The following is a 17,384-nucleotide window of genomic DNA, read 5'->3' as shown; positions in this document are numbered from 1 at the left end:
TCGGGGACATGAGTGAGACCGTCACCACCCGGGCCGTCCGTACGACGGCCGCGCCGCCCGCACTCGGCGGGCTCGGGCTGTTCACCGTCCTGCTGGCCGCGGCGCTGCCGCTGATCGACTTCTTCATCGTCAATGTCGCCCTGCCGACCATCGGCCGCGATCTCGCTGCGAGCGAGGCCGTGCTGGAGCTGGTCGTCGCCGGGTACGGCGTCGCGTACGCCGTGCTGCTCGTGCTCGGCGGGCGGCTCGGGGACCTGTTCGGGCGGCGCCGGCTGTTCCTCGGCGGGATGGCCGCGTTCGGGCTGACCTCGCTGGCCTGCGGGCTGGCGCCCGACGCCTGGACCCTGGTGGCGGCGCGGATCGCGCAGGGCGCCGCGGCCGCCGCGATGCTGCCGCAGGTGCTCGCCACCATCCAGGCCACCACAAGCGGTGCGCGCCGCGCGAAGGCCATGAGTCTGTACGGGGCGACCGCCGGACTCGCCATGGTGGCCGGGCAGATACTCGGCGGGGTCCTCGTCGCCGCCGACATCGCCGGGACCGGCTGGCGATCGGTGTTCCTCGTCAACGTGCCGGTCGTCGTGGTGGGGTACGTCCTCGCCCTGCGCGTCGTACCGGAGACCCGCTCGCAGCGTCCCGAGCCCGTCGACGGCCCCGGCACCGTGCTGCTCGCGGTGTCCCTGCTGACGCTGCTCGCCCCGCTCACCGAGGGCCGGGCGGCGGGCTGGCCGCTGTGGACGTGGCTGTCGCTGGCCGCGTTCCCGTTCGCCGCCGGTGCGTTCTGGGCGGTGGAGCGGCGGGCCGACCGGGCGGGCCGGACCCCGCTGGTGCCGCCGAGCCTGCTGGCGCTGGTCTCGCTGCGGCGCGGTCTGCTGCTGATCCTGCCGTTCTCCATCGGCTTCAGCGGCTTCATGTTCGTCATCGCGCTGGCGCTGCAGGAGGGCGCCCGGCTCGGTCCGGTGCCGGCCGGACTCGCGCTCGCGCCGATGGCCGTGGCGTTCCTGTTCGTCTCGCTCGCCGGGCCCCGGCTGATCGCCCGGCACGGGACCCGGGTGATCACGGTCGGGTCCGCGGTCCAGGGCGTGGGTGTGCTGCTGATCGTGCTGACCGTGTGGCGTGACTGGCCGCACCTGGGCTTCGTCTCGCTGCTGCCGGGCGTGGCCGTGGCCGGTGCCGGGCAGGCGCTCCAACTGCCCAATGTGATGCGGATCGTGCTGTCCGAGGTGCCGTCGGCCCGCGCCGGGGTCGGCAGCGGTGTGATGGTCACCACTCAGCAGTCCTCGCTCGCCCTGGGCGTGGCCACCCTGGGCACCCTGTTCCTCACCCTCGTACCGCACCAGGGCATGCGGGACGCCCTGGTCACGACGCTGCTGGTGCAGCTGGCCGGGGTCGTGCTGACGGGCCTGCTGAGCCTGCGGCTGCCGCGCGAGGTCCGCTGAGCTCCGGGCAGCTCGGCCAACCGCCGGTGTATCTCCCCCTGTTGATGTTCGTTGTGCTGCACACTCCCTCCGGTCGGGATGTGGCGGGGCGCGAGGAGGCGTGATGGCGCGGGGCAGCAGTACGAGCAAGGTCAGCCGCTGGGACCGGCACGGCCGGGAGCACGTCGTACGGGTGGAGCGCACCGGAGTGCAGCGCGTGATCCGGTGCGACACCTGCGGCTGGCGCCGGAGCGCGCAGTTCCTGCCCTGGCTGAAGGCCGAGGAGCATCTGACCGAGGCCCACCAGGCGACGGTCGACCCGGCGACCCTGCCGCGGTGACCCTCGGTGACCATTCATGAGCGCTCAGGTAAGAAACAGGCAAAGGCAGCGCCAGGGAAAACGTTGTCCTACCTGCGGATTCACCGAAATCCGTAGACATTTCAACGGATTTCGACATGCCGCGCCGCCGGACTCGGGCCAGCCTGGATGTCGCGAGCAGGCCTGAACGGTCCCGCTCGCGACCAGGGGGGAACTCCCACCAACAGGAGACCCACATGAGCTTCAACCGGAGCCGTCGCGCCCGAGCGCTCGCCGCCGGCACCCTGTCCGCCGCGCTGCTGTCGACCGGTACGGCCGGAGCCCTCGCCGCGAACGCAAAACCGAGTCCCACGCCCTCGATGACCGCGTCGCCGTCGACGACCGCGTCGCACAAGCCCGTGCCCATGCCGACGTCCACCATGGCTTCGATCAGCCTCACGGCGAAGCCGACCTCGGCGAAGGTCGGACAGACCGTGGTGTTCCGCGGCCGCACCAAGGGCCTGAAGGTCGGCTCCCCGCTGCTGCTCCAGCACCTGAAGAACGGCAAGTGGGTCGCCCTGGGCGCCACCGGCAAGGTGAAGACGGGCAGTTCGTTCGCCATCTCCACCACGTTCAAGACCAAGGGCACCGAAACGGTGCGGGTCGCGAGCCTGAGCCGGGCCGGCAAGGTCGGCAAGGTCATCTCGAACACCGTCACGGTGACGGTGAGCTGAGCCCCCTCAGCAGCAGGTCCACGACGGCCGTGAACTCCTCGTCCACGCCCGGGCGGATCCACTCCCGGGCGTGACAGGGGTCATGGAAACGGCCGGTGGCCTGGAAGACGGCACGAGCCGCGGCGGCCGGGTCGGACACCTCGAAGGTGCCCGACCCGGCCCCTGCCGTGATGATCCGGGTCAGCTGTCCGGTCAGGTCGGCGATGTGCTCGCCGACCGCCGCGCCGTTCTCGTCCGCCAGCACCGTGTACGTCGCGAACAGCTCGGGGTCGTCACCCGCCTTGTGCCGCTTGGCCTCGAACAGCGCCGCGAGCCACGCCCGCAGCCGCTCCTCCGGACTTCCGCCCGTCTCCACGATCCCGGCGAGCCTCTCGGACGTCCGGTCCAGCCAGCGCTTGGTGACCGCCTCGCGCAGCGCCGCCTTGGTGCGGAAGTGCCGGTAGACACTGCCATGGCTGACGCCGAGCGCGCGCGCCACGTCGACCACCGTGGCCTTGGCCGGACCGTGCCGGCGCAGCACCTCCTCGGTGGCTTCGAGGATGCGCTCGGCGGTCAGGGTCTCGCTGGTCGGTGCCATGTCATAGACCGTACGTCATGGTCGGAACCCGCCGGCCCGCTCAGCGCTCGCTGTCGAGCGTGGCCATCTGCGCGGTGGGGTAGCGGTCGCCGGCCGCCGCGTCCGCCGGTACGGCCTCCTCGATCGCCGCCAGGTCGGCCGCGTCCAGGGTGACGTCCAGCGCGCCGAGCGACTCGCTCAGCCGCTCGCGGGTACGGGCACCGACGAGCGGCACGATGTCCGTGTTGTGCCGAGGGCCCTGGGCCAGCACCCAGGCGATGGCGGTCTGGGCGACCGTCGCGCCCTTCTGCTCGGCGATCTTGCGCAGGGCCTCGACCAGGTTCAGGTTGTGCTGGAGGTTCTCGCCCTGGAAGCGGGGCGAGTGGGCGCGGAAGTCGTTCGCGGCCAGCTGCCGGTCCTGGGTGAAGTGGCCGGAGATCAGGCCTCGGGAGAGCACGCCGTACGCCGTGATCCCGATGCCCAGCTCGCGGACGGTCGGCAGGATCTCCTGCTCGATGCCCCGGCTGATCAGCGAGTACTCGATCTGCAGGTCGGCGATCGGGGCGGTGGCGGCGGCCCGGCGGATGGTGTCGGCGCCGACCTCGCTGAGGCCGATGTGCCGGACGTACCCCTTCTCGATGAGTTCCGCGATCGCGCCGACGGTCTCCTCGATGGGGACGTCCGGGTCGAGGCGGGCGATCCGGTAGACGTCGATGTGGTCGACGCCGAGGCGCTGCAGGGAGTAGGCGGCGAAGTTCTGCACGGCGGCGGGACGGCCGTCGTAGCCGATCCAGTTGCCCTCCGGGCCGCGCAGGGCGCCGAACTTCACGCTGGTCAGGGCCTTCTCGCGCAGGGCGGCCGGGGCGCTGCGCAGGGCCTCGCCGATCAGCATCTCGTTGTGCCCCATGGCGTAGAAGTCGCCGGTGTCGAGGAGCGTGACGCCCGCCTCCAGGGCGGCGTGGATGGTCGCGATCGACTCCGCGCGGTCGGCGTCGCCGTACAGCGCGGACATGCCCATGCAGCCGAGGCCGAGGGCGGAGACGGCAGGACCGGTGGTGCCGAGGTTTCGGGTTCGCATCGTCATGCCTTCACCTTGCCATGACGGATGACAGATTTCAATATCTGTCACTCCAACTTTGTCATCCGCAGGGCACACAAAGCCGGGCGAGCTGAACGGATTCAGCTCGCCCGGCTTCCGGTGCGGTGTGACCAGGCGGACTAGGCGCCGATGAGGCGCTGGGCGAGGTACCCCTCGATCTGGTCCAGCGACACGCGCTCCTGCTTCATCGAGTCACGCTCACGCACGGTGACGGCGTTGTCCTCAAGCGTGTCGAAGTCGACGGTCACGCAGTACGGCGTACCGATCTCGTCCTGGCGGCGGTAACGGCGGCCGATGGCACCGGCGTCGTCGAACTCGATGTTCCAGTTCTGGCGGAGGGACTGGGCCAGACCCTTGGCCTTCGGGGACAGCTCGGGGTTGCGGGACAGCGGCAGGACCGCGACCTTCACCGGGGCCAGGCGGTGGTCCAGGCGCAGCACCGTGCGCTTCTCCATCTTGCCCTTGGCGTTCGGCGCCTCGTCCTCGACGTAGGCGTCGAGCAGGAACGCCAGCATCGCGCGGCCGACACCCGCCGCCGGCTCGATGACGTACGGCGTCCAGCGCTCCTGGGCCTCCTGGTCGTAGTAGGCGAGGTCCTGGCCGGAGGCCTTGGAGTGGGCGCCGAGGTCGTAGTCGGTCCGGTTGGCGACACCCTCCAGCTCGCCCCACTCGCTGCCGCCGAACTGGAAGCGGTACTCGATGTCAGCGGTGCGCTTGGAGTAGTGGGAGAGCTTCTCCTTCGGGTGCTCGTACCACCGCATGTTCTCCTCGCGCAGGCCCAGGCCGGTGTACCAGTTCCAGCGCTGCTCCATCCAGTACTCCTGCCACTTCTCGTCCTCGCCCGGCTTGACGAAGAACTCCATCTCCATCTGCTCGAACTCACGGGTGCGGAAGATGAAGTTGCCCGGCGTGATCTCGTTGCGGAACGACTTGCCCATCTGGGCGATGCCGAACGGCGGCTTGCGGCGCGAAGTGGTCTGCACCTGGGCGAAGTTGGTGAAGATGCCCTGGGCGGTCTCGGGGCGCAGGTACGCGACCGAGCCGGTGTCCTGGGTGGGGCCGAGGTGCGTCGACAGCAGACCCGAGAACTGCTTGGGCTCGGTGAACTGGCCCTTGTTGCCGCAGTTCGGGCAGTTGACGTCGGCGAGGCCGTTCGCCGGGGCGTGGCCCTTCTTCTCCTCGTACGCCTCTTCCAGGTGGTCCGCGCGGAACCGCTTGTGACACGCGGTGCACTCGGTCAGCGGGTCCGTGAAGGTGGCGACGTGGCCGGAGGCGACCCAGACCTCGGGGGCCAGGATGACGGACGAGTCGATACCGACCACGTCCTCGCGCGACGTCACCATGTAGCGCCACCACTGGCGCTTGATGTTCTCCTTGAGCTCGACACCCAGCGGTCCGTAGTCCCAGGCGGCACGCTGTCCGCCGTAGATCTCACTGCACGGGAAAACGAAGCCACGGCGCTTGCTCAGGCTGACGATGGTGTCGATCTTGTCGGCGGCCACGGTGCTCTCTTCATTAACGACGACGGGCGTTGAAGCGAGATGCTTCCAGCGAATGATTCAGGGTACCGGCGGGGACTCCCCCTCAACCAAATCGGTACCGCTCAGCAGGCTTGTTGACAACGGTTTCCATATTTGTTGAAAATGACTGTCATGAACGTACGACGCCTCATACCCGCCGCCGCGATCACCGCCGTGACCGCCCTCGGCCTCGGCACCCTCACCGCCTGCTCCGGCGACAAGGCGGAGGCGGCGAACTCCGGCAGGCTCGACGTCGTCGCGTCCTTCTATCCCATGGCCTTCCTGGCCGAGCAGATCGGCGGCGGGCACGTCCACGTCACCAGTCTCACCTCCCCCGGCCAGGAGCCCCACGACCTGGAGATCAGCCCGAAGCAGATCGCGCAGCTCCAGGACTCCGACGCGGTCCTGTACCTGAAGAACCTCCAGCCCTCCGTCGACGACGCGGTGGCCCAGTCCCCGGTCAAGACCAAGATCGACGCGGCCTCCCTGACCACGCTGGAGGAGCACGGCAACGAGGTCGGCGGACACGCGGCCGCGCACGACACCCACACCGGCGAGGAGTCCGGCGGCAAGGACCCGCACCTCTGGCTCGACCCGGTCCGCTACGCCCAGGTCGCACAGGGCGTCGGCGCCGCCTTCGAGAAGGCGGACCCCAAGCACGCGGCCGACTACAAGACGAACACCGCGGCCCTGGTGAAGCGGCTGAACGACCTGGACCGGCAGTTCAAGGACGGCCTGGCGAACACGAAGACCAAGGTCTTCATCACCACCCACGCCGCCTTCGGCTACCTCGCCGAGCGCTACGGCCTGACCGAGGAGGCCATCAACGGCCTCGACCCCGAGTCGGAGCCCAGCGCCGCCCGGGTCAGGGACCTGGAGACGATGGCCAAGGCCGACGGCGTCAGCACCGTCTTCTACGAGACGCTCGTCAGCGACAAGACCGCCAAGACCATCGCGGGTGACGCGGGCCTGAAGACCGACGTACTGGACCCGATCGAGGGCATCACCGCCAAGTCCCGCGGCAAGGACTACTTCTCCGTCCAGGAAGCCAACCTCAAGGCCCTCCAGCAGGCGCTGGGCGCGAAATGACAGGGGACGAGATGACCAGTGAGCCCGTCATAGCCCTGCGCCGGGTCACCGCCGAACTCGGCGCGCGCCCCGTGCTGCGCGGCATCGACCTCACCGTCGGCCGCGGCGAGGTCGTCGCGCTGCTCGGCGCCAACGGCTCCGGCAAGTCGACCGCGATCCGCACGATCATCGGCCAGGTGCCGACGAGCGGCGGCACGATCGAGCTGTTCGGCACCCCGCGCCGCGCCTTCCGCCAGTGGGCGCGCGTGGGCTACGTACCGCAGCGCACGACGGCCGCGGGCGGGGTCCCGGCGACGGTCACCGAGATCGTCTCCTCGGGCCGGCTCTCCCGCACCCGCTTCGGCGTCTTCCGCAGGGCCGACCGGGAGGCCGTACGGCGGGCCCTGGAGCTGGTCGGCATGGCCGACCGGGCCAAGGACTCGGTGAACGCCCTCTCCGGCGGCCAGCACCAGCGCGTGCTGATCGCCCGCGCCCTGGTCGCCGAGCCCGAGCTGCTGATCATGGACGAGCCGATGGCGGGCGTCGACCTGGCCAGCCAGGAGATCCTCGCCCGGACACTGAAGGACCAGGTCGCGGCCGGTACGACGGTCCTGCTCGTGCTGCACGAGCTGGGCCCGCTGGAGCCCCTGATCGACCGGGCGGTCGTCCTCAGGGACGGCTGCGTGCTCCACGACGGCCCGCCGCCGCAAGCACTGGGCCAGCACGCCCTGCCCGGCCACGACCACGTACACCCGCACGCACCGACGGGTTCCGAATCTCTGCGGACGGGGCTGCTGAGCTGATGGACTTCCTGAACTACGCCTTCATGCAGCGGGCGCTGCTCGCCGCCGTCCTGGTCGGCATCACCGCCCCCGCCGTCGGGATCTACCTGGTCCAGCGCCGCCAGGCCCTGATGGGCGACGGCATCGGGCACGTGGCCATGACGGGCGTCGGCCTCGGCTTCCTGCTCTCCACCTCCCCGGTGTGGATGGCGACGGCCGTGTCCGTCCTCGGCGCGGTCCTGATGGAGCTGATCCGCTGGTACGGCAGGACGCGCGGCGACATCGCCCTCGCCATGCTCTTCTACGGCGGCATGGCCGGCGGCGTGATGTTCATCAACCTCGCGCCCGGCGGCTCCAACGCGAACCTCACGTCGTACCTGTTCGGCTCGTTGTCGACGGTGTCGCAGTCGGACGTCGTCTCGATCTGTCTGCTGGCCGCGTTCGTGGTGCTGGTCACCCTCGGCCTGCGCCGCCAGCTGTTCGCGGTGAGCCAGGACGAGGAGTTCGCCCGGGTCACGGGCCTGCCGGTGCGCGCGCTGAACCTGCTGACGGCGGTGACGGCGGCGGTGACGGTGACCGTCGCCATGCGCGTGGTCGGCCTGCTGCTGGTGTCCGCGCTGATGGTCGTGCCGGTGGCGGCGGCCCAGCAGCTCACCCGCAGCTTCACCGCCACGTTCGTGATCGCCGTCGCGATCGGGATCGCCGTGACCGTCAGCGGCACGATCACCTCGTACTACCAGGACGTGCCGCCCGGTGCGACGATCGTCCTGCTGACCATCGCCGCGTTCATCGCGCTGACCGCGCTGGCCACCCCGCTGGCCCGCCGACGCGCCCGCGCGGCGGCCCTGACCGGGCCCGCCGGGGACCCGGCGGAGTGCACGATTCCGGCCACGGTTCCGGGCGCGATTCCGGGTGCCGTTCCGGGTGCGAGAGGCGCCGGGGACGAGGTCGGCGTCTGACCGCTGTCAGTCCGGGCTGGCACAATGGCCGCCCGGGCAGAAGCGAGACGTGAGGAGACGACGGTGACGACCGCTGGACCGCCCGTGAAGGGCCGCGCGACCCGACAGCGTGCAGCCGTGGCGGCGTGCCTGAACGAGGTCGACGAGTTCCGCAGCGCGCAGGAACTGCACGACATGCTCAAGCACAAGGGCGACTCGGTCGGGCTGACCACGGTGTACCGCACGCTGCAGTCCCTCGCCGACGCCGGCGAGGTCGACGTCCTGCGCACCTCCGACGGCGAGTCCGTGTACCGCCGCTGCTCCACCGGCGAACACCACCACCACCTCGTGTGCCGCGCCTGCGGCAAGGCGGTGGAGGTGGAGGGTCCGGCCGTGGAGAAGTGGGCCGAGGCGATCGCCGCCGAGCACGGCTACGTCAATGTGGCGCACACAGTGGAGATCTTCGGCACGTGCGCGGAGTGCGCCGCCGGGAGCGGCTGACGTTTCCTAGGCGCGGGTCAGGTGGCGGTCCAGGATCGCACACAGCCGGTCGGCGTCCGCCGGATCGGCCAGCCCGCGCTTGGGCAGCAGGGTCAGACAGCGCGCGTTGCGGTCACCGCTGAACAGGACGAACGCCTCAGGGGTCTCCCGGTACACCGGCCGGGCACCCCAGCCGTGGACAACCGTGGTGTGCTCCGCGCGGATCGTCACCCCGGCGTCCGTCACCGTCGCACGGCACGGCCCGATCAGGTCGGCCACCCGGGCCAGACTGCGCGCCTGTAGCTGGGGCACCAAGGGGAGCCCGACACCGAAGTAGCACATGAGGATCAACGCGAACGGGTCCACCCGACCGGCGGCCAGTCCGGCCGCGGCGATCAACGCGAAGGCGACGAACGCCAGTCCCATCGCCACCGTCATCAGCCTGGCCGACCTGCTGACCTTCCGGCGCGCCCGCACCGCCGACGCGAAGTCCCGCACCTCATGCCGGTAGTCCAGCTCGACCGCCTCCTGGACGGCCTCCCGCCCCATGTCCATGACCATGAGGCGGGATCGTACCGGTAGTGCTCAGGCCTGCTGGTGGCCCTCTATGGCCAGCAGCTCCTCGTTCGGGATCGCCCCGCCGAAGCGCCGGTCGCGGGAGGCGAACTCGATGCAGGCCCGCCACAGGTCACGCCGGTCGAAGTCCGGCCACAGCACGTGCTGGAAGACCATCTCGGCGTACGCGCTCTGCCAGAGCAGGTAGTTGGAGGTGCGCTGCTCGCCGCTGGGCCGCAGGAAGAGGTCCACGTCCGGCATGTCGGGGTAGTACAGGTACTTCTGGATGGTCTTCTCGCTGACCTTGGCCGGGTCGAGCCGGCCCGCCTTCACGTCCTCGGCCATCGCCTTGGCGGCGTCGGCGAGTTCGGCCCGGCCGCCGTAGTTCATGCAGAAGTACAGGGTGAGCAGATCATTGTCCTTGGTCTGCTCCTGGGCCACCTGGAGTTCCTTGGCGACCGACTTCCACAGCTTGGGCATACGGCCCACCCAGCGCACCCGGATGCCGAGTTCGTCGAGCTGGTCCCGCGTCTTGCGGATGAAGTCGCGGTTGAAGTTCATCAGGAAGCGGACCTCGTCGGGCGAGCGCTTCCAGTTCTCGGTGGAGAAGGCGTACAGGGAGATGTTGCGGACGCCGACCTCGATCGAGCCCTGGAGCACGTCCAGCACCCGCTCGGCGCCGACCTTGTGCCCCTCGGTCCTGGGCAGCCCCCGCTCCTTCGCCCACCGCCCGTTGCCGTCCATGACGATGGCCACGTGGTTCGGCACCAGCTCGCCGGGCAGCTTCGGCGCACGGGCACCCGACGGGTGCGGCTCCGGCGCCTTGTACTCGCGACGCTGGCGCCCCAGGATCCCGCGTACGACCATGTGCTTCTCGTCTCCCTCTTACTTCTCGACGTACCTGAGCGACCGCAGCCCGCGCTCCAGATGCCAGTGCAGGTAGGCGGACACCAGCCCGCTGCCCTCCCGGACGTACCGCGCCTCGCACGCGTCGGCCGTCTCCCAGTCTCCCGTAAGCAAGGCGCCGAGGAGTACCAGAGTCTGCGGCGAGGGTACGACGCTACCGGGCACCCGGCAGTCGACGCAGACGGAGCCGCCGGAGGCCACGGAGAAGAACCGGTTGGGGCCGGGCATACCGCACTTCGCGCAATCGCCGAAGCTGGGCGCGTACCCGTTGACGGCGAGGGAGCGCAGCAGAAAGGCGTCGAGGACGAGATGGGGGGCGTGCTCGCCCCGGGCGAGCGTCCGTAGGCCGCCGACGAGCAGCAGATACTGCTGTACGGCGGGCTCGCCCTCGTGGTCGGTGAACCGCTCGGCGGTCTCCAGCATGGCGGTGCCGGCGGTGTACCGCGCGTAGTCGGTCACGATCCCGGCACCGTACGCGGCGATGGTCTCACTCTGCGTGCACAACGGCAGCCCGCGCCCGACCAGCTCGCTGCCGCGCGCGAAGAACTGCACGTCGACGTGGGAGAACGGCTCCAGCCGCGCCCCGAACTTCGACTTGGTCCGCCGCACCCCGCGCGCCACGGCCCGTACCCGGCCGTGACCGCGCGTGAGGATGGTGATGATCCGGTCCGCCTCACCCAGCTTCTGGGTGCGCAGCACGATGCCGTCGTCGCGGAACAGACTCATGCCGTCCATTCTCGCGCACGGGTACCGCTGCGCTGCCCGTCCGGGTGAAAACCACCGGCCTTCCGTTCCGCAGCCGCTGCTGGAAGGCGGACGCGGTGTGCGGCGGGTCGATGCCGGGCTGCTCGGCCGCGTCATGCCCTGGACACCGCTACCGCTGCCACCATCCTGTGGAGGAGGATCGGTCCACGATCTGGCCCGACAGAGTCTGCGCCAGAGCCTGCTTCAGGAGCCCTGAATGACGTTCCCCGCCCCGCTCACCGGTGTCGTCCCGCCCGTCTGCACGCCCCTGACGCCGGACCGCGAGGTGGATGTGCCCTCGCTGCTCAGGCTGGTCGACCATCTCGTGGACGGCGGGGTGCACGGGCTGTTCCTGCTCGGGTCAACCTCGGAGGCGGCGTTTCTGACGGACCGGCAGCGCAGACTGGTGGTGGAGGCGGTGACCGGGCACATCGGCGGCCAGCTGCCGGTCCTCGCGGGGGCCATCGACATGACCACGCCCCGCGTCCTGGAGCACGTCACGGCGGTGACGGCGGCCGGTGCGGAGGCGGTGGTCGTCACCGCGCCCTTCTACACCCGCACCCACCGCTCGGAGATCGTCCACCACTACCGCCGGATCGCCGCCGCGAGCCCGGTTCCGGTCATCGCCTACGACATCCCGATGGCCGTGCACACCAAGCTCCCCGCCGACCTGGTGCTGGGCCTGGCCGCCGACGGGGTGCTGGCCGGGCTCAAGGACTCCAGCGGGGACCTGGGCGCCTTCCGGGAGGTCGTCACCGGGGCCCGAGCGCATCCCGGGTTCAGTGTGCTGACCGGCTCCGAGCTGATCGTGGATGCGTCACTGGCGCTGGGCGCGGACGGGTGTGTGCCGGGGCTGGGCAACGTCGACCCGCACGGCTACGTCCGCCTCTACCGCCTGTGCCGAGCGGGTGACCGGGCGGGGGCGCGGGCCGAACAGGAGCGGCTGTGCGCGCTGTTCGGGATGGTCCGGGCCGGTGATCCGGCGCGGATGGGCGGGGGTTCCTCGGCGCTGGGCGCGTTCAAGGCGGCACTGCATCTGCGCGGGATCATCGACTGCCCGGTGACGGCCGAGCCGCAGGTGCCGCTGTCCGGCGAGGAGACCGAGAAGGTCGGCAAGTTCCTGGCGGCGGCCGGGCTTCTGTAGAGCCCGCGACGCCGGGTGATCCGGACGACACCCCCTAGGTCAGGGTGAGCCTGCGGAACTCCAGGGTGTCGTAGCTGTGCGCGGCGCCCGTCTCGTACAGGACGCCGACCGTGGCGGGGCCCAGTTGGACCAGGTCGGAGTAGGCGGCGGGGCGGTGCGTGAGGGTGCGCAGCCTGGTGAAGGTGCGGCCGGCGTCCGTGCTCGACCAGAGCGCCAGGGCCCGGCGGGCGGTCGGCACGGAGGGGGCCGAGAAGAGCAACGGGGCGTCGGGGCCGTGGAGTTGGAGGACGCTGCCCTGGACCACGGGCACGTCGTTCAGGGTCGGCTGGACCGTGTAGGGGCGGTCGAGGGTCCGGCCGCCGTCCCCGGAGTAGGCGTCCAGGCGGTGGCCGGGGGCGGTGCCGTACTGGTCGCGGGCGTTGAAGTAGAGCCTGCCGTCGGGGAGTTGGGTGGCCGTCGTCTCGTTGACGTTGGTCACCCCTCCGGTGGTGGCCGACACGAAGCCCAGGTGCCAGGTGCCGCCGCCGTCGTCGCTGTAGAGCGCGTGGCCGCCGTCGTACCGGGGGCCGGCGCCGGAGGAGCCGGCGGGCGGGGCGACGGAGTGGTTCGCGGGGACGAGGAGGCGGCCGCGGTGCGGGCCCCGGGTGAGGGCCACCGCGTGGCCGGGTCCGGTGGCGTACCAGCGCCAGCCGGGCCGCTTCACCTGGGCCGTGATGTCCTCCGGGGGCGAGAAGCGGCGGCCGTCGTCCCGGCTGCGCTGCACGTACACCCTGCGGTCGGCCTCGCCACGGCTGATCTGGCCCTCCGTCACCTTGCCGCTGTTGCCACAGGTGACGAGCACGACGGCGCCGGTGCGCGGGTCCACGACCGGCGCCGGGTTGCCCCGGGTGTCGCCGTGCCCGGCGGCGACGACGGTCAGCGGGCCCCAGGTGCAGCCGCCGTCGGCCGACCGGCGCAGGACCACATCGATGTCGCCCGAGTCCCCGGCGCCGTTCCGCCGTCCCTCGGCGAAGGCCAGCACCGTGCCGTGCCGGGTGCGGACGAGCGCGGGGATCCGGTACGTGTGATAGCCGCCCCGGCCGGAGACGTACGGCACGGAGGCGACACAGCCGGGGGCCGCGTGGGCCGGGGGCACCTGGGCGGTCAGGGGGCCGGTGAGGAGGGACAGGGCGGCGAGGAGGGTGCGGTGGAGCGGGGTCACACCGTGATGGCTGCCCGGATTCGCCGGGGCGCCCCTACTCCGTCAGGGGGCCGTCGTGGGCAGGCGGAGGCGGCCGTCGTGGACCTCCGCGATCCGGTCGGCCGCGGTGAGATGGGTGCGGTCGTGTGTGACCAGGACGGTCGCGGTGGCCCGCTCATGGGTCAGGCGGGTGAGCAGGTCGACGACGGCGGCGCCGCGTTCGTGGTCGAGGGCGCTGGTGGGCTCGTCGACCAGGAGGAGGGCGGGGTCGTTCATCAGGGCGCGGGCGATGCCGACCCGCTGGCGCTGGCCGCCGGAGAGCTGGTGAGGCCGCCGTCCGGCCTGCGCGGCCAGGCCCACCGCGTCGAGCAGCTCCAGGGCCCGGGCGCGGGCCTTGCCCGGTGCGCGCCCGTCGATCGAGGCCATGAGCTGCAGTTGCTCGGCCGCGGTGAGCGACGGCAGCAGATGGGGCTGCTGGAAGACGATGCCGATGGTGTGGCGGCGCAGCTCGGCCAGTTCCGCGCGGCTCAGGCCGGTCGTGGTGACGCCGTCGACGGTGACCGTGCCGGCGTCGGGGGTGACGAGGGTGGCGGCGACGGCGAGAAGGCTGGACTTGCCCGAGCCGGAGGGGCCGGCCAGGGCGGTCAGAGTGCCCCGGGGCACGTCGAGGCTGACCCGGTCGAGGGCGGTCAGGCGGTCCTCGCCGTCGGGGTAGGTGAGGGTGATCTCGGACAGGTTGAGGCTCATCGGGCGCTCCCCAGGGCGGTCAGCGGGTCCACGGAGGTGATGCGGCGGACGGACAGGGCGGCCCCGAGCGTGCCGAGCAGGATCGTCACGGCGGCGGGGGCGAGGACGGTGGCGGGGGTGAGGAGGAACGGCACCGCGTCCCCCACGGCGAAGGCGCCGAGCGCGGCGGCGATGCCGGTGCCGAGGAAGGTGCCGCCGACGAGCAGGACGGCGGCCTGGCCGAGGGCGTCCTTCAGCAGGTGCGCGGTGGAGGCGCCGAGCGCCTTGAGTACGGCGATGTCACCGCTGCGCTGGATGGTCCAGACGGTGAAGAAGGCGCCGACGACGAGCGCGGAGATGGCGAACAGGAAGCCGCGCATCAGCTGCAGGGAGCCGTTCTCGGAGGTGTAGGAGCCGATCGCGGACAGCGAGCCGTCCTTGGTGACGGTCCTGGTGCCGATGGTCCGGTCGGCGGCGGTGACATCCGCGCCGGCGGTCGTGTTCAGGGCGATCACGGTCGCCGTCGGCCCCTCGCCCGCACCGCTGGGCGGTGCCGCCTGCCGCCAGGCGGTGAGGCTGGTCCAGATCACGGGGGTGTGGCTGAAGGAGGCGTCGCCGGCTACGGCGGCCACGGTCAGCTTCCGGCCGGCCAGGGTGAGGGTGTCCCCCGGCGTGAGGCCGCCGAGGTCGTGGGCGGCGGTGGTGGACAGCACCGCCGTGGCTCCGTGGATCGCGCCGCCGTCGGGGGCCAGGCGGGAGCCGGGCCGGACGCCGAAGGCGGAGACCGCGGTGCTCCGGTCGCCGGCGGTGGCCTTGGTGGTGGTGATCCCGAGCGGTTCGGCGCGGGTGACGCCGGGCACCTCGGCCCACTGTTCCCACTGGCGGGCGGTGACGGTGGAGTCGGTGTACGACAGGCTCTGCCCCGTGCCGGGGGCGGCGAAGGCGATCCGGTCGGCGGGCAGGCCGGTGATCGCGGAGATGTTCTGCCGGCCCAGACCGGCGGTGAGTCCGGACAGCAGCCCGACCAACAGGGTGATCAGAGTGATGACGGTTCCCATCAGGGCGAAGCGGCCCTTGGCGAACCTCAGGTCTCTCCAGGCGACGAACACGGCGGCGACTGCTCTCTGCGGAGGTGGATGTGGTGTGCCCCCACCGTCGCCGCCCGCACCCCGCTCGGGCATCTGGCGGCGGAGGGCACTTCGCGGATCGAAGGGCGGCGCCCGGATTGCAACTTTCGGCAGAGGCCGGCCGGCGCGTCGTTTCCCTACTCTGGAGGCACTGTGAACAACGCCGGCAGAACCGTGAGCACCGCCTCCCCCGCCCTCACCCCGACCACCCGGGCCCTGTCCTGGTGCCTGCACCTGCTGGTCGTCGGCCTGCTCGCGCTGGCCGCCGTACGGGCGGTGACCGGTTCGCTGCCATATGCCGGGGCGACCGTCGCCGCGGCGGCCGGGTGCGGGCTGGTGTACGCGGCGGGGCCGCTGCTGCCCCGGGTCCGGGGCGGCCGGCGGGCCGCCGCCTGGTGGCTGGCAGCCGTGGGTGCGGTGTGGCTGGTGCTGCTGGCGCTGTCCGCCGACGGGGTGTGGGTGGCCTTCCCCCTGTACTTCCTCCAGCTCCATCTGCTGCCCCGCCGGGCGGGTCCGGCCGCCGTGGCCGCGACCGCGTGCGCGGCGGTGGTCGCGTTCGCCGCCCATCAGGGTGCGTTCGGCGCGGCCATGGTGATCGGGCCGGCGCTCGGGGCCGCCGTCGCGGTCGCGGTGGTGTGGGGATACCAGGCGCTGTACCGGGAGAGCGAACGGCGCCGGCGACTGATCGAGGAACTCACCGCCACCCGCGCCGACCTGGCCGAGGCCCAGCACACGGCGGGGGTGCTGGCCGAACGCGAGCGACTGGCCCGCGAGATCCACGACACGCTCGCGCAGGGTCTGTCCAGCATCCAGCTGCTGCTGCGCGCGGCCGAACGCACCCTGCCCGACACGGCGGAGAACGCCGCGCGCCATGTCGGCCAGGCCCGCCAGGCCGCGGTCGACAGCCTCGCCGAGGCCCGCCGCTTCGTCGCCGCCCTCGCTCCGCCGGCTCTGGAGGGCAGCAGCCTGCCGGACGCGCTGGAGCGGCTGTGCACCACCACCGGGACCCGCCACCGCCTCACGGCCCGCTTCCGTCTCAGCGGTGACCCGGCCGCCCTGCCGACCGCGCAGGAGGTCGCCCTGCTGCGCGTCGCCCAGTCCGCGCTGGCCAACACCGTGCGCCACGCGCGCGCTACGACCGTGGAGGTCACCCTCGCCCGACGCGACGACGGGATCACCCTCACGGTCACCGACGACGGCGTGGGCTTCGACCCCGTCCGGCTGCCGGTGCCCGACCCCGAGACGGGCGGCTTCGGCCTGACCGCCATGGAGGCCCGCCTCCGCGCCCTGAACGGCACCCTGACCATCGACTCGGCCCCCGGCCACGGCACCACCCTGACGGCCCGCCTCCCGCTCCCCGCGCCCGAGGGGACCGAGCCCCCGCCCGCCCCCACCGGTACCCCGTCCCCCCTCCCCACCCACACGAAGGCCCACCCGTGACCGACCACCCCGACCACCCCGGCCGTCTCGACCACCCCGTCCGCCTCCTCCTCGCCGACGACCACCCCGTCGTACGCGCCGGGTTGCGGGCCGTGCTGGAGACCGAGCCGGGGCTGGTGGTCGTGGCCGAGGCCGCGACCGCTGAGGAGGCCGTCGACCGGGCCGCCGGCGGGGACGTCGATGTCGTGCTGATGGACCTGCAGTTCGGCAAGGGGATGGGCGGCGCGGAGGCCACCGCCGCGATCACCGCACGGCCGGACGCGCCCCGGGTGGTGATCGTCACGACCTACGACTCCGACGCCGACACCCTTCCGGCCATCGAGGCGGGCGCGACCGGTTACCTGCTCAAGGACGCCCCTCCGGAGGAGCTGGCCGCGGCCGTGCGTTCGGCGGCCGGCGGGCGCACCGCCCTGGCGCCCGCGGTCGCGGACCGGCTCATGAGCAGACTGCGCACCCCGGGCACCTCGCTGACCCGGCGTGAGACCGAGGTCCTCGCCCTGGTCGCCGAGGGGCTGTCCAACCAGGCCGTCGGCCGCCGGCTCCACCTCACCGAGGGCACCGTCAAGTCCCACCTGGCCCGCGTCTACGCCAAGCTCGGCGTCGACTCCCGTACGGCCGCCGTGGCCGCCGCCGGCGACCTCGGGCTCATCCGCCGCTGACCCGGCTCAGGCG

19 protein-coding genes and 1 pseudogene are annotated in these 17,384 nt (G+C 72.0%); 11 read left to right on the top strand and 9 right to left on the bottom strand.

Going from position 1 to position 17,384, the window contains the following annotated elements; all coding sequences use genetic code 11:
• Positions 1–8: 8 nt before the first annotated feature.
• The 3 genes from O1G22_RS28530 (at position 9) to O1G22_RS28520 (ending at position 2,447) form a co-directional block, all read left to right on the top strand.
• Positions 9–1,436: an MFS transporter gene (locus O1G22_RS28530; RefSeq protein WP_270083931.1), complete on the top strand. Its 1,428-nt coding sequence runs from the start codon at positions 9–11 to the stop codon at positions 1,434–1,436.
• A gap of 103 nt (positions 1,437–1,539) precedes the next feature.
• Positions 1,540–1,755: a hypothetical protein gene (locus O1G22_RS28525; RefSeq protein WP_225096858.1), complete on the top strand. Its 216-nt coding sequence runs from the start codon at positions 1,540–1,542 to the stop codon at positions 1,753–1,755.
• Between the two features lie 215 nt (positions 1,756–1,970).
• Positions 1,971–2,447: a hypothetical protein gene (locus tag O1G22_RS28520; RefSeq protein WP_270083930.1), complete on the top strand. Its 477-nt coding sequence runs from the start codon at positions 1,971–1,973 to the stop codon at positions 2,445–2,447.
• Here the strand turns inward: O1G22_RS28520 and O1G22_RS28515 are convergent.
• From O1G22_RS28515 to O1G22_RS28505, 3 genes are all read right to left on the bottom strand, one after another.
• Positions 2,428–3,024 carry a TetR/AcrR family transcriptional regulator gene (locus tag O1G22_RS28515; protein WP_270083929.1) on the bottom strand — a complete coding sequence of 199 codons (597 nt, stop codon included), beginning with the start codon at positions 3,022–3,024 and terminating at the stop codon, positions 2,428–2,430. The genes O1G22_RS28520 and O1G22_RS28515 overlap by 20 nt on opposite strands.
• 40 nt (positions 3,025–3,064) lie before the next feature.
• The gene (locus tag O1G22_RS28510; protein WP_270083928.1) at positions 3,065–4,087 is read right to left on the bottom strand and encodes an aldo/keto reductase; all 1,023 of its coding nucleotides are present in this window, start codon (positions 4,085–4,087) and stop codon (positions 3,065–3,067) included.
• A gap of 134 nt (positions 4,088–4,221) precedes the next feature.
• Entirely contained in the window at positions 4,222–5,604 is a 1,383-nt protein-coding gene (locus tag O1G22_RS28505) for a glycine--tRNA ligase (protein ID WP_270083927.1), read from the bottom strand.
• A gap of 150 nt (positions 5,605–5,754) precedes the next feature.
• On the opposite strand from O1G22_RS28505, the gene O1G22_RS28500 reads away from it, so the two are divergent.
• The 4 genes from O1G22_RS28500 to O1G22_RS28485 all read left to right on the top strand — a co-directional run bounded on the left by O1G22_RS28500 (position 5,755) and on the right by O1G22_RS28485 (position 8,911).
• Entirely contained in the window at positions 5,755–6,711 is a 957-nt protein-coding gene (locus O1G22_RS28500; protein WP_270083926.1) for a metal ABC transporter substrate-binding protein, read from the top strand.
• Positions 6,712–6,722: 11 nt separating this feature from the next.
• The gene (locus O1G22_RS28495; RefSeq protein WP_270083925.1) at positions 6,723–7,493 is read left to right on the top strand and encodes a metal ABC transporter ATP-binding protein; all 771 of its coding nucleotides are present in this window, start codon (positions 6,723–6,725) and stop codon (positions 7,491–7,493) included.
• Positions 7,493–8,431, top strand: coding sequence for a metal ABC transporter permease (locus O1G22_RS28490; RefSeq protein ID WP_270083924.1), 939 nt, complete (start codon positions 7,493–7,495; stop codon positions 8,429–8,431). The genes O1G22_RS28495 and O1G22_RS28490 overlap by 1 nt, the downstream gene beginning before the upstream one ends.
• 63 nt (positions 8,432–8,494) lie before the next feature.
• On the top strand, positions 8,495–8,911 hold the full coding sequence (locus O1G22_RS28485; protein ID WP_270083923.1) for a Fur family transcriptional regulator: 417 nt from the start codon (positions 8,495–8,497) through the stop codon (positions 8,909–8,911).
• 6 nt (positions 8,912–8,917) lie between these two features.
• On the opposite strand, the gene O1G22_RS28480 is transcribed toward O1G22_RS28485, so the two are convergent.
• From O1G22_RS28480 to recO, 3 genes are read right to left on the bottom strand one after another with little or no spacing between them, the layout of a single operon-like run.
• Positions 8,918–9,451, bottom strand: coding sequence for a YcxB family protein (locus O1G22_RS28480; protein WP_270083922.1), 534 nt, complete (start codon positions 9,449–9,451; stop codon positions 8,918–8,920).
• A 24-nt stretch (positions 9,452–9,475) separates the two neighbouring features.
• A complete protein-coding gene (locus O1G22_RS28475; RefSeq protein WP_225096848.1) occupies positions 9,476–10,312 on the bottom strand; it encodes an isoprenyl transferase in 837 nt (278 codons plus the stop codon).
• Between the two features lie 18 nt (positions 10,313–10,330).
• A complete protein-coding gene (gene recO, locus O1G22_RS28470) occupies positions 10,331–11,077 on the bottom strand; it encodes a DNA repair protein RecO (protein WP_270083921.1) in 747 nt (248 codons plus the stop codon).
• Positions 11,078–11,130: 53 nt separating this feature from the next.
• Between recO and O1G22_RS28465 the strand changes: the two are divergent.
• Positions 11,131–11,316 (top strand): annotated as a pseudogene (locus tag O1G22_RS28465) (peptide ABC transporter ATP-binding protein); the annotation flags it as partial.
• Positions 11,313–12,239: a dihydrodipicolinate synthase family protein gene (locus O1G22_RS28460; protein ID WP_270083920.1), complete on the top strand. Its 927-nt coding sequence runs from the start codon at positions 11,313–11,315 to the stop codon at positions 12,237–12,239. The pseudogene O1G22_RS28465 and the gene O1G22_RS28460, both read left to right, overlap by 4 nt.
• Before the next feature lie 34 nt (positions 12,240–12,273).
• Here O1G22_RS28460 and O1G22_RS28455 read toward each other — a convergent pair whose 3' ends face one another.
• Genes O1G22_RS28455 through O1G22_RS28445 form a run of 3 tightly spaced genes read right to left on the bottom strand, consistent with a single transcriptional unit; the run spans position 12,274 to position 15,254 of the window.
• On the bottom strand, positions 12,274–13,440 hold the full coding sequence (locus tag O1G22_RS28455) for a sialidase family protein (RefSeq protein WP_270083919.1): 1,167 nt from the start codon (positions 13,438–13,440) through the stop codon (positions 12,274–12,276).
• 42 nt (positions 13,441–13,482) lie between these two features.
• Positions 13,483–14,166 (bottom strand): ABC transporter ATP-binding protein, encoded by a 684-nt coding sequence (locus O1G22_RS28450; RefSeq protein WP_270083918.1) that lies wholly within the window; start codon positions 14,164–14,166, stop codon positions 13,483–13,485.
• A complete protein-coding gene (locus tag O1G22_RS28445) occupies positions 14,163–15,254 on the bottom strand; it encodes an ABC transporter permease (RefSeq protein ID WP_270083917.1) in 1,092 nt (363 codons plus the stop codon). The genes O1G22_RS28450 and O1G22_RS28445 overlap by 4 nt, the downstream gene beginning before the upstream one ends.
• A 192-nt stretch (positions 15,255–15,446) precedes the next feature.
• On the opposite strand from O1G22_RS28445, the gene O1G22_RS28440 reads away from it, so the two are divergent.
• Positions 15,447–16,712, top strand: coding sequence for a sensor histidine kinase (locus tag O1G22_RS28440; RefSeq protein ID WP_270083916.1), 1,266 nt, complete (start codon positions 15,447–15,449; stop codon positions 16,710–16,712).
• Positions 16,709–17,371, top strand: coding sequence for a response regulator (locus tag O1G22_RS28435; RefSeq protein WP_270083915.1), 663 nt, complete (start codon positions 16,709–16,711; stop codon positions 17,369–17,371). The genes O1G22_RS28440 and O1G22_RS28435 overlap by 4 nt, the downstream gene beginning before the upstream one ends.
• Positions 17,372–17,384 lie beyond the last annotated feature (13 nt).

The organism is Streptomyces camelliae, assembly GCF_027625935.1.
Taxonomy (GTDB): Bacteria; Actinomycetota; Actinomycetes; order Streptomycetales; family Streptomycetaceae; genus Streptomyces; species Streptomyces camelliae.
The sequence above is the reverse complement of the archived record's forward strand: the minus strand, read 5'-3'. Positions and strand labels throughout refer to the sequence as shown.

What these genes read in the sequence shown, in the direction of transcription:
- O1G22_RS28530 (WP_270083931.1), top strand. Translation starts at nt 9, where the DNA reads ATGAGTGAGACCGTCACCACCCGGGCCGTCCGTACGACGGCCGCGCCG.
- O1G22_RS28525 (WP_225096858.1), top strand. Translation starts at nt 1,540, where the DNA reads ATGGCGCGGGGCAGCAGTACGAGCAAGGTCAGCCGCTGGGACCGGCAC.
- O1G22_RS28520 (WP_270083930.1), top strand. Translation starts at nt 1,971, where the DNA reads ATGAGCTTCAACCGGAGCCGTCGCGCCCGAGCGCTCGCCGCCGGCACC.
- O1G22_RS28515 (WP_270083929.1), bottom strand. Translation starts at nt 3,024, where the DNA reads ATGGCACCGACCAGCGAGACCCTGACCGCCGAGCGCATCCTCGAAGCC.
- O1G22_RS28510 (WP_270083928.1), bottom strand. Translation starts at nt 4,087, where the DNA reads ATGACGATGCGAACCCGAAACCTCGGCACCACCGGTCCTGCCGTCTCC.
- O1G22_RS28500 (WP_270083926.1), top strand. Translation starts at nt 5,755, where the DNA reads ATGAACGTACGACGCCTCATACCCGCCGCCGCGATCACCGCCGTGACC.
- O1G22_RS28495 (WP_270083925.1), top strand. Translation starts at nt 6,723, where the DNA reads ATGACCAGTGAGCCCGTCATAGCCCTGCGCCGGGTCACCGCCGAACTC.
- O1G22_RS28490 (WP_270083924.1), top strand. Translation starts at nt 7,493, where the DNA reads ATGGACTTCCTGAACTACGCCTTCATGCAGCGGGCGCTGCTCGCCGCC.
- O1G22_RS28480 (WP_270083922.1), bottom strand. Translation starts at nt 9,451, where the DNA reads ATGGTCATGGACATGGGGCGGGAGGCCGTCCAGGAGGCGGTCGAGCTG.
- O1G22_RS28475 (WP_225096848.1), bottom strand. Translation starts at nt 10,312, where the DNA reads ATGGTCGTACGCGGGATCCTGGGGCGCCAGCGTCGCGAGTACAAGGCG.
- recO (WP_270083921.1), bottom strand. Translation starts at nt 11,077, where the DNA reads ATGAGTCTGTTCCGCGACGACGGCATCGTGCTGCGCACCCAGAAGCTG.
- O1G22_RS28460 (WP_270083920.1), top strand. Translation starts at nt 11,313, where the DNA reads ATGACGTTCCCCGCCCCGCTCACCGGTGTCGTCCCGCCCGTCTGCACG.
- O1G22_RS28450 (WP_270083918.1), bottom strand. Translation starts at nt 14,166, where the DNA reads ATGAGCCTCAACCTGTCCGAGATCACCCTCACCTACCCCGACGGCGAG.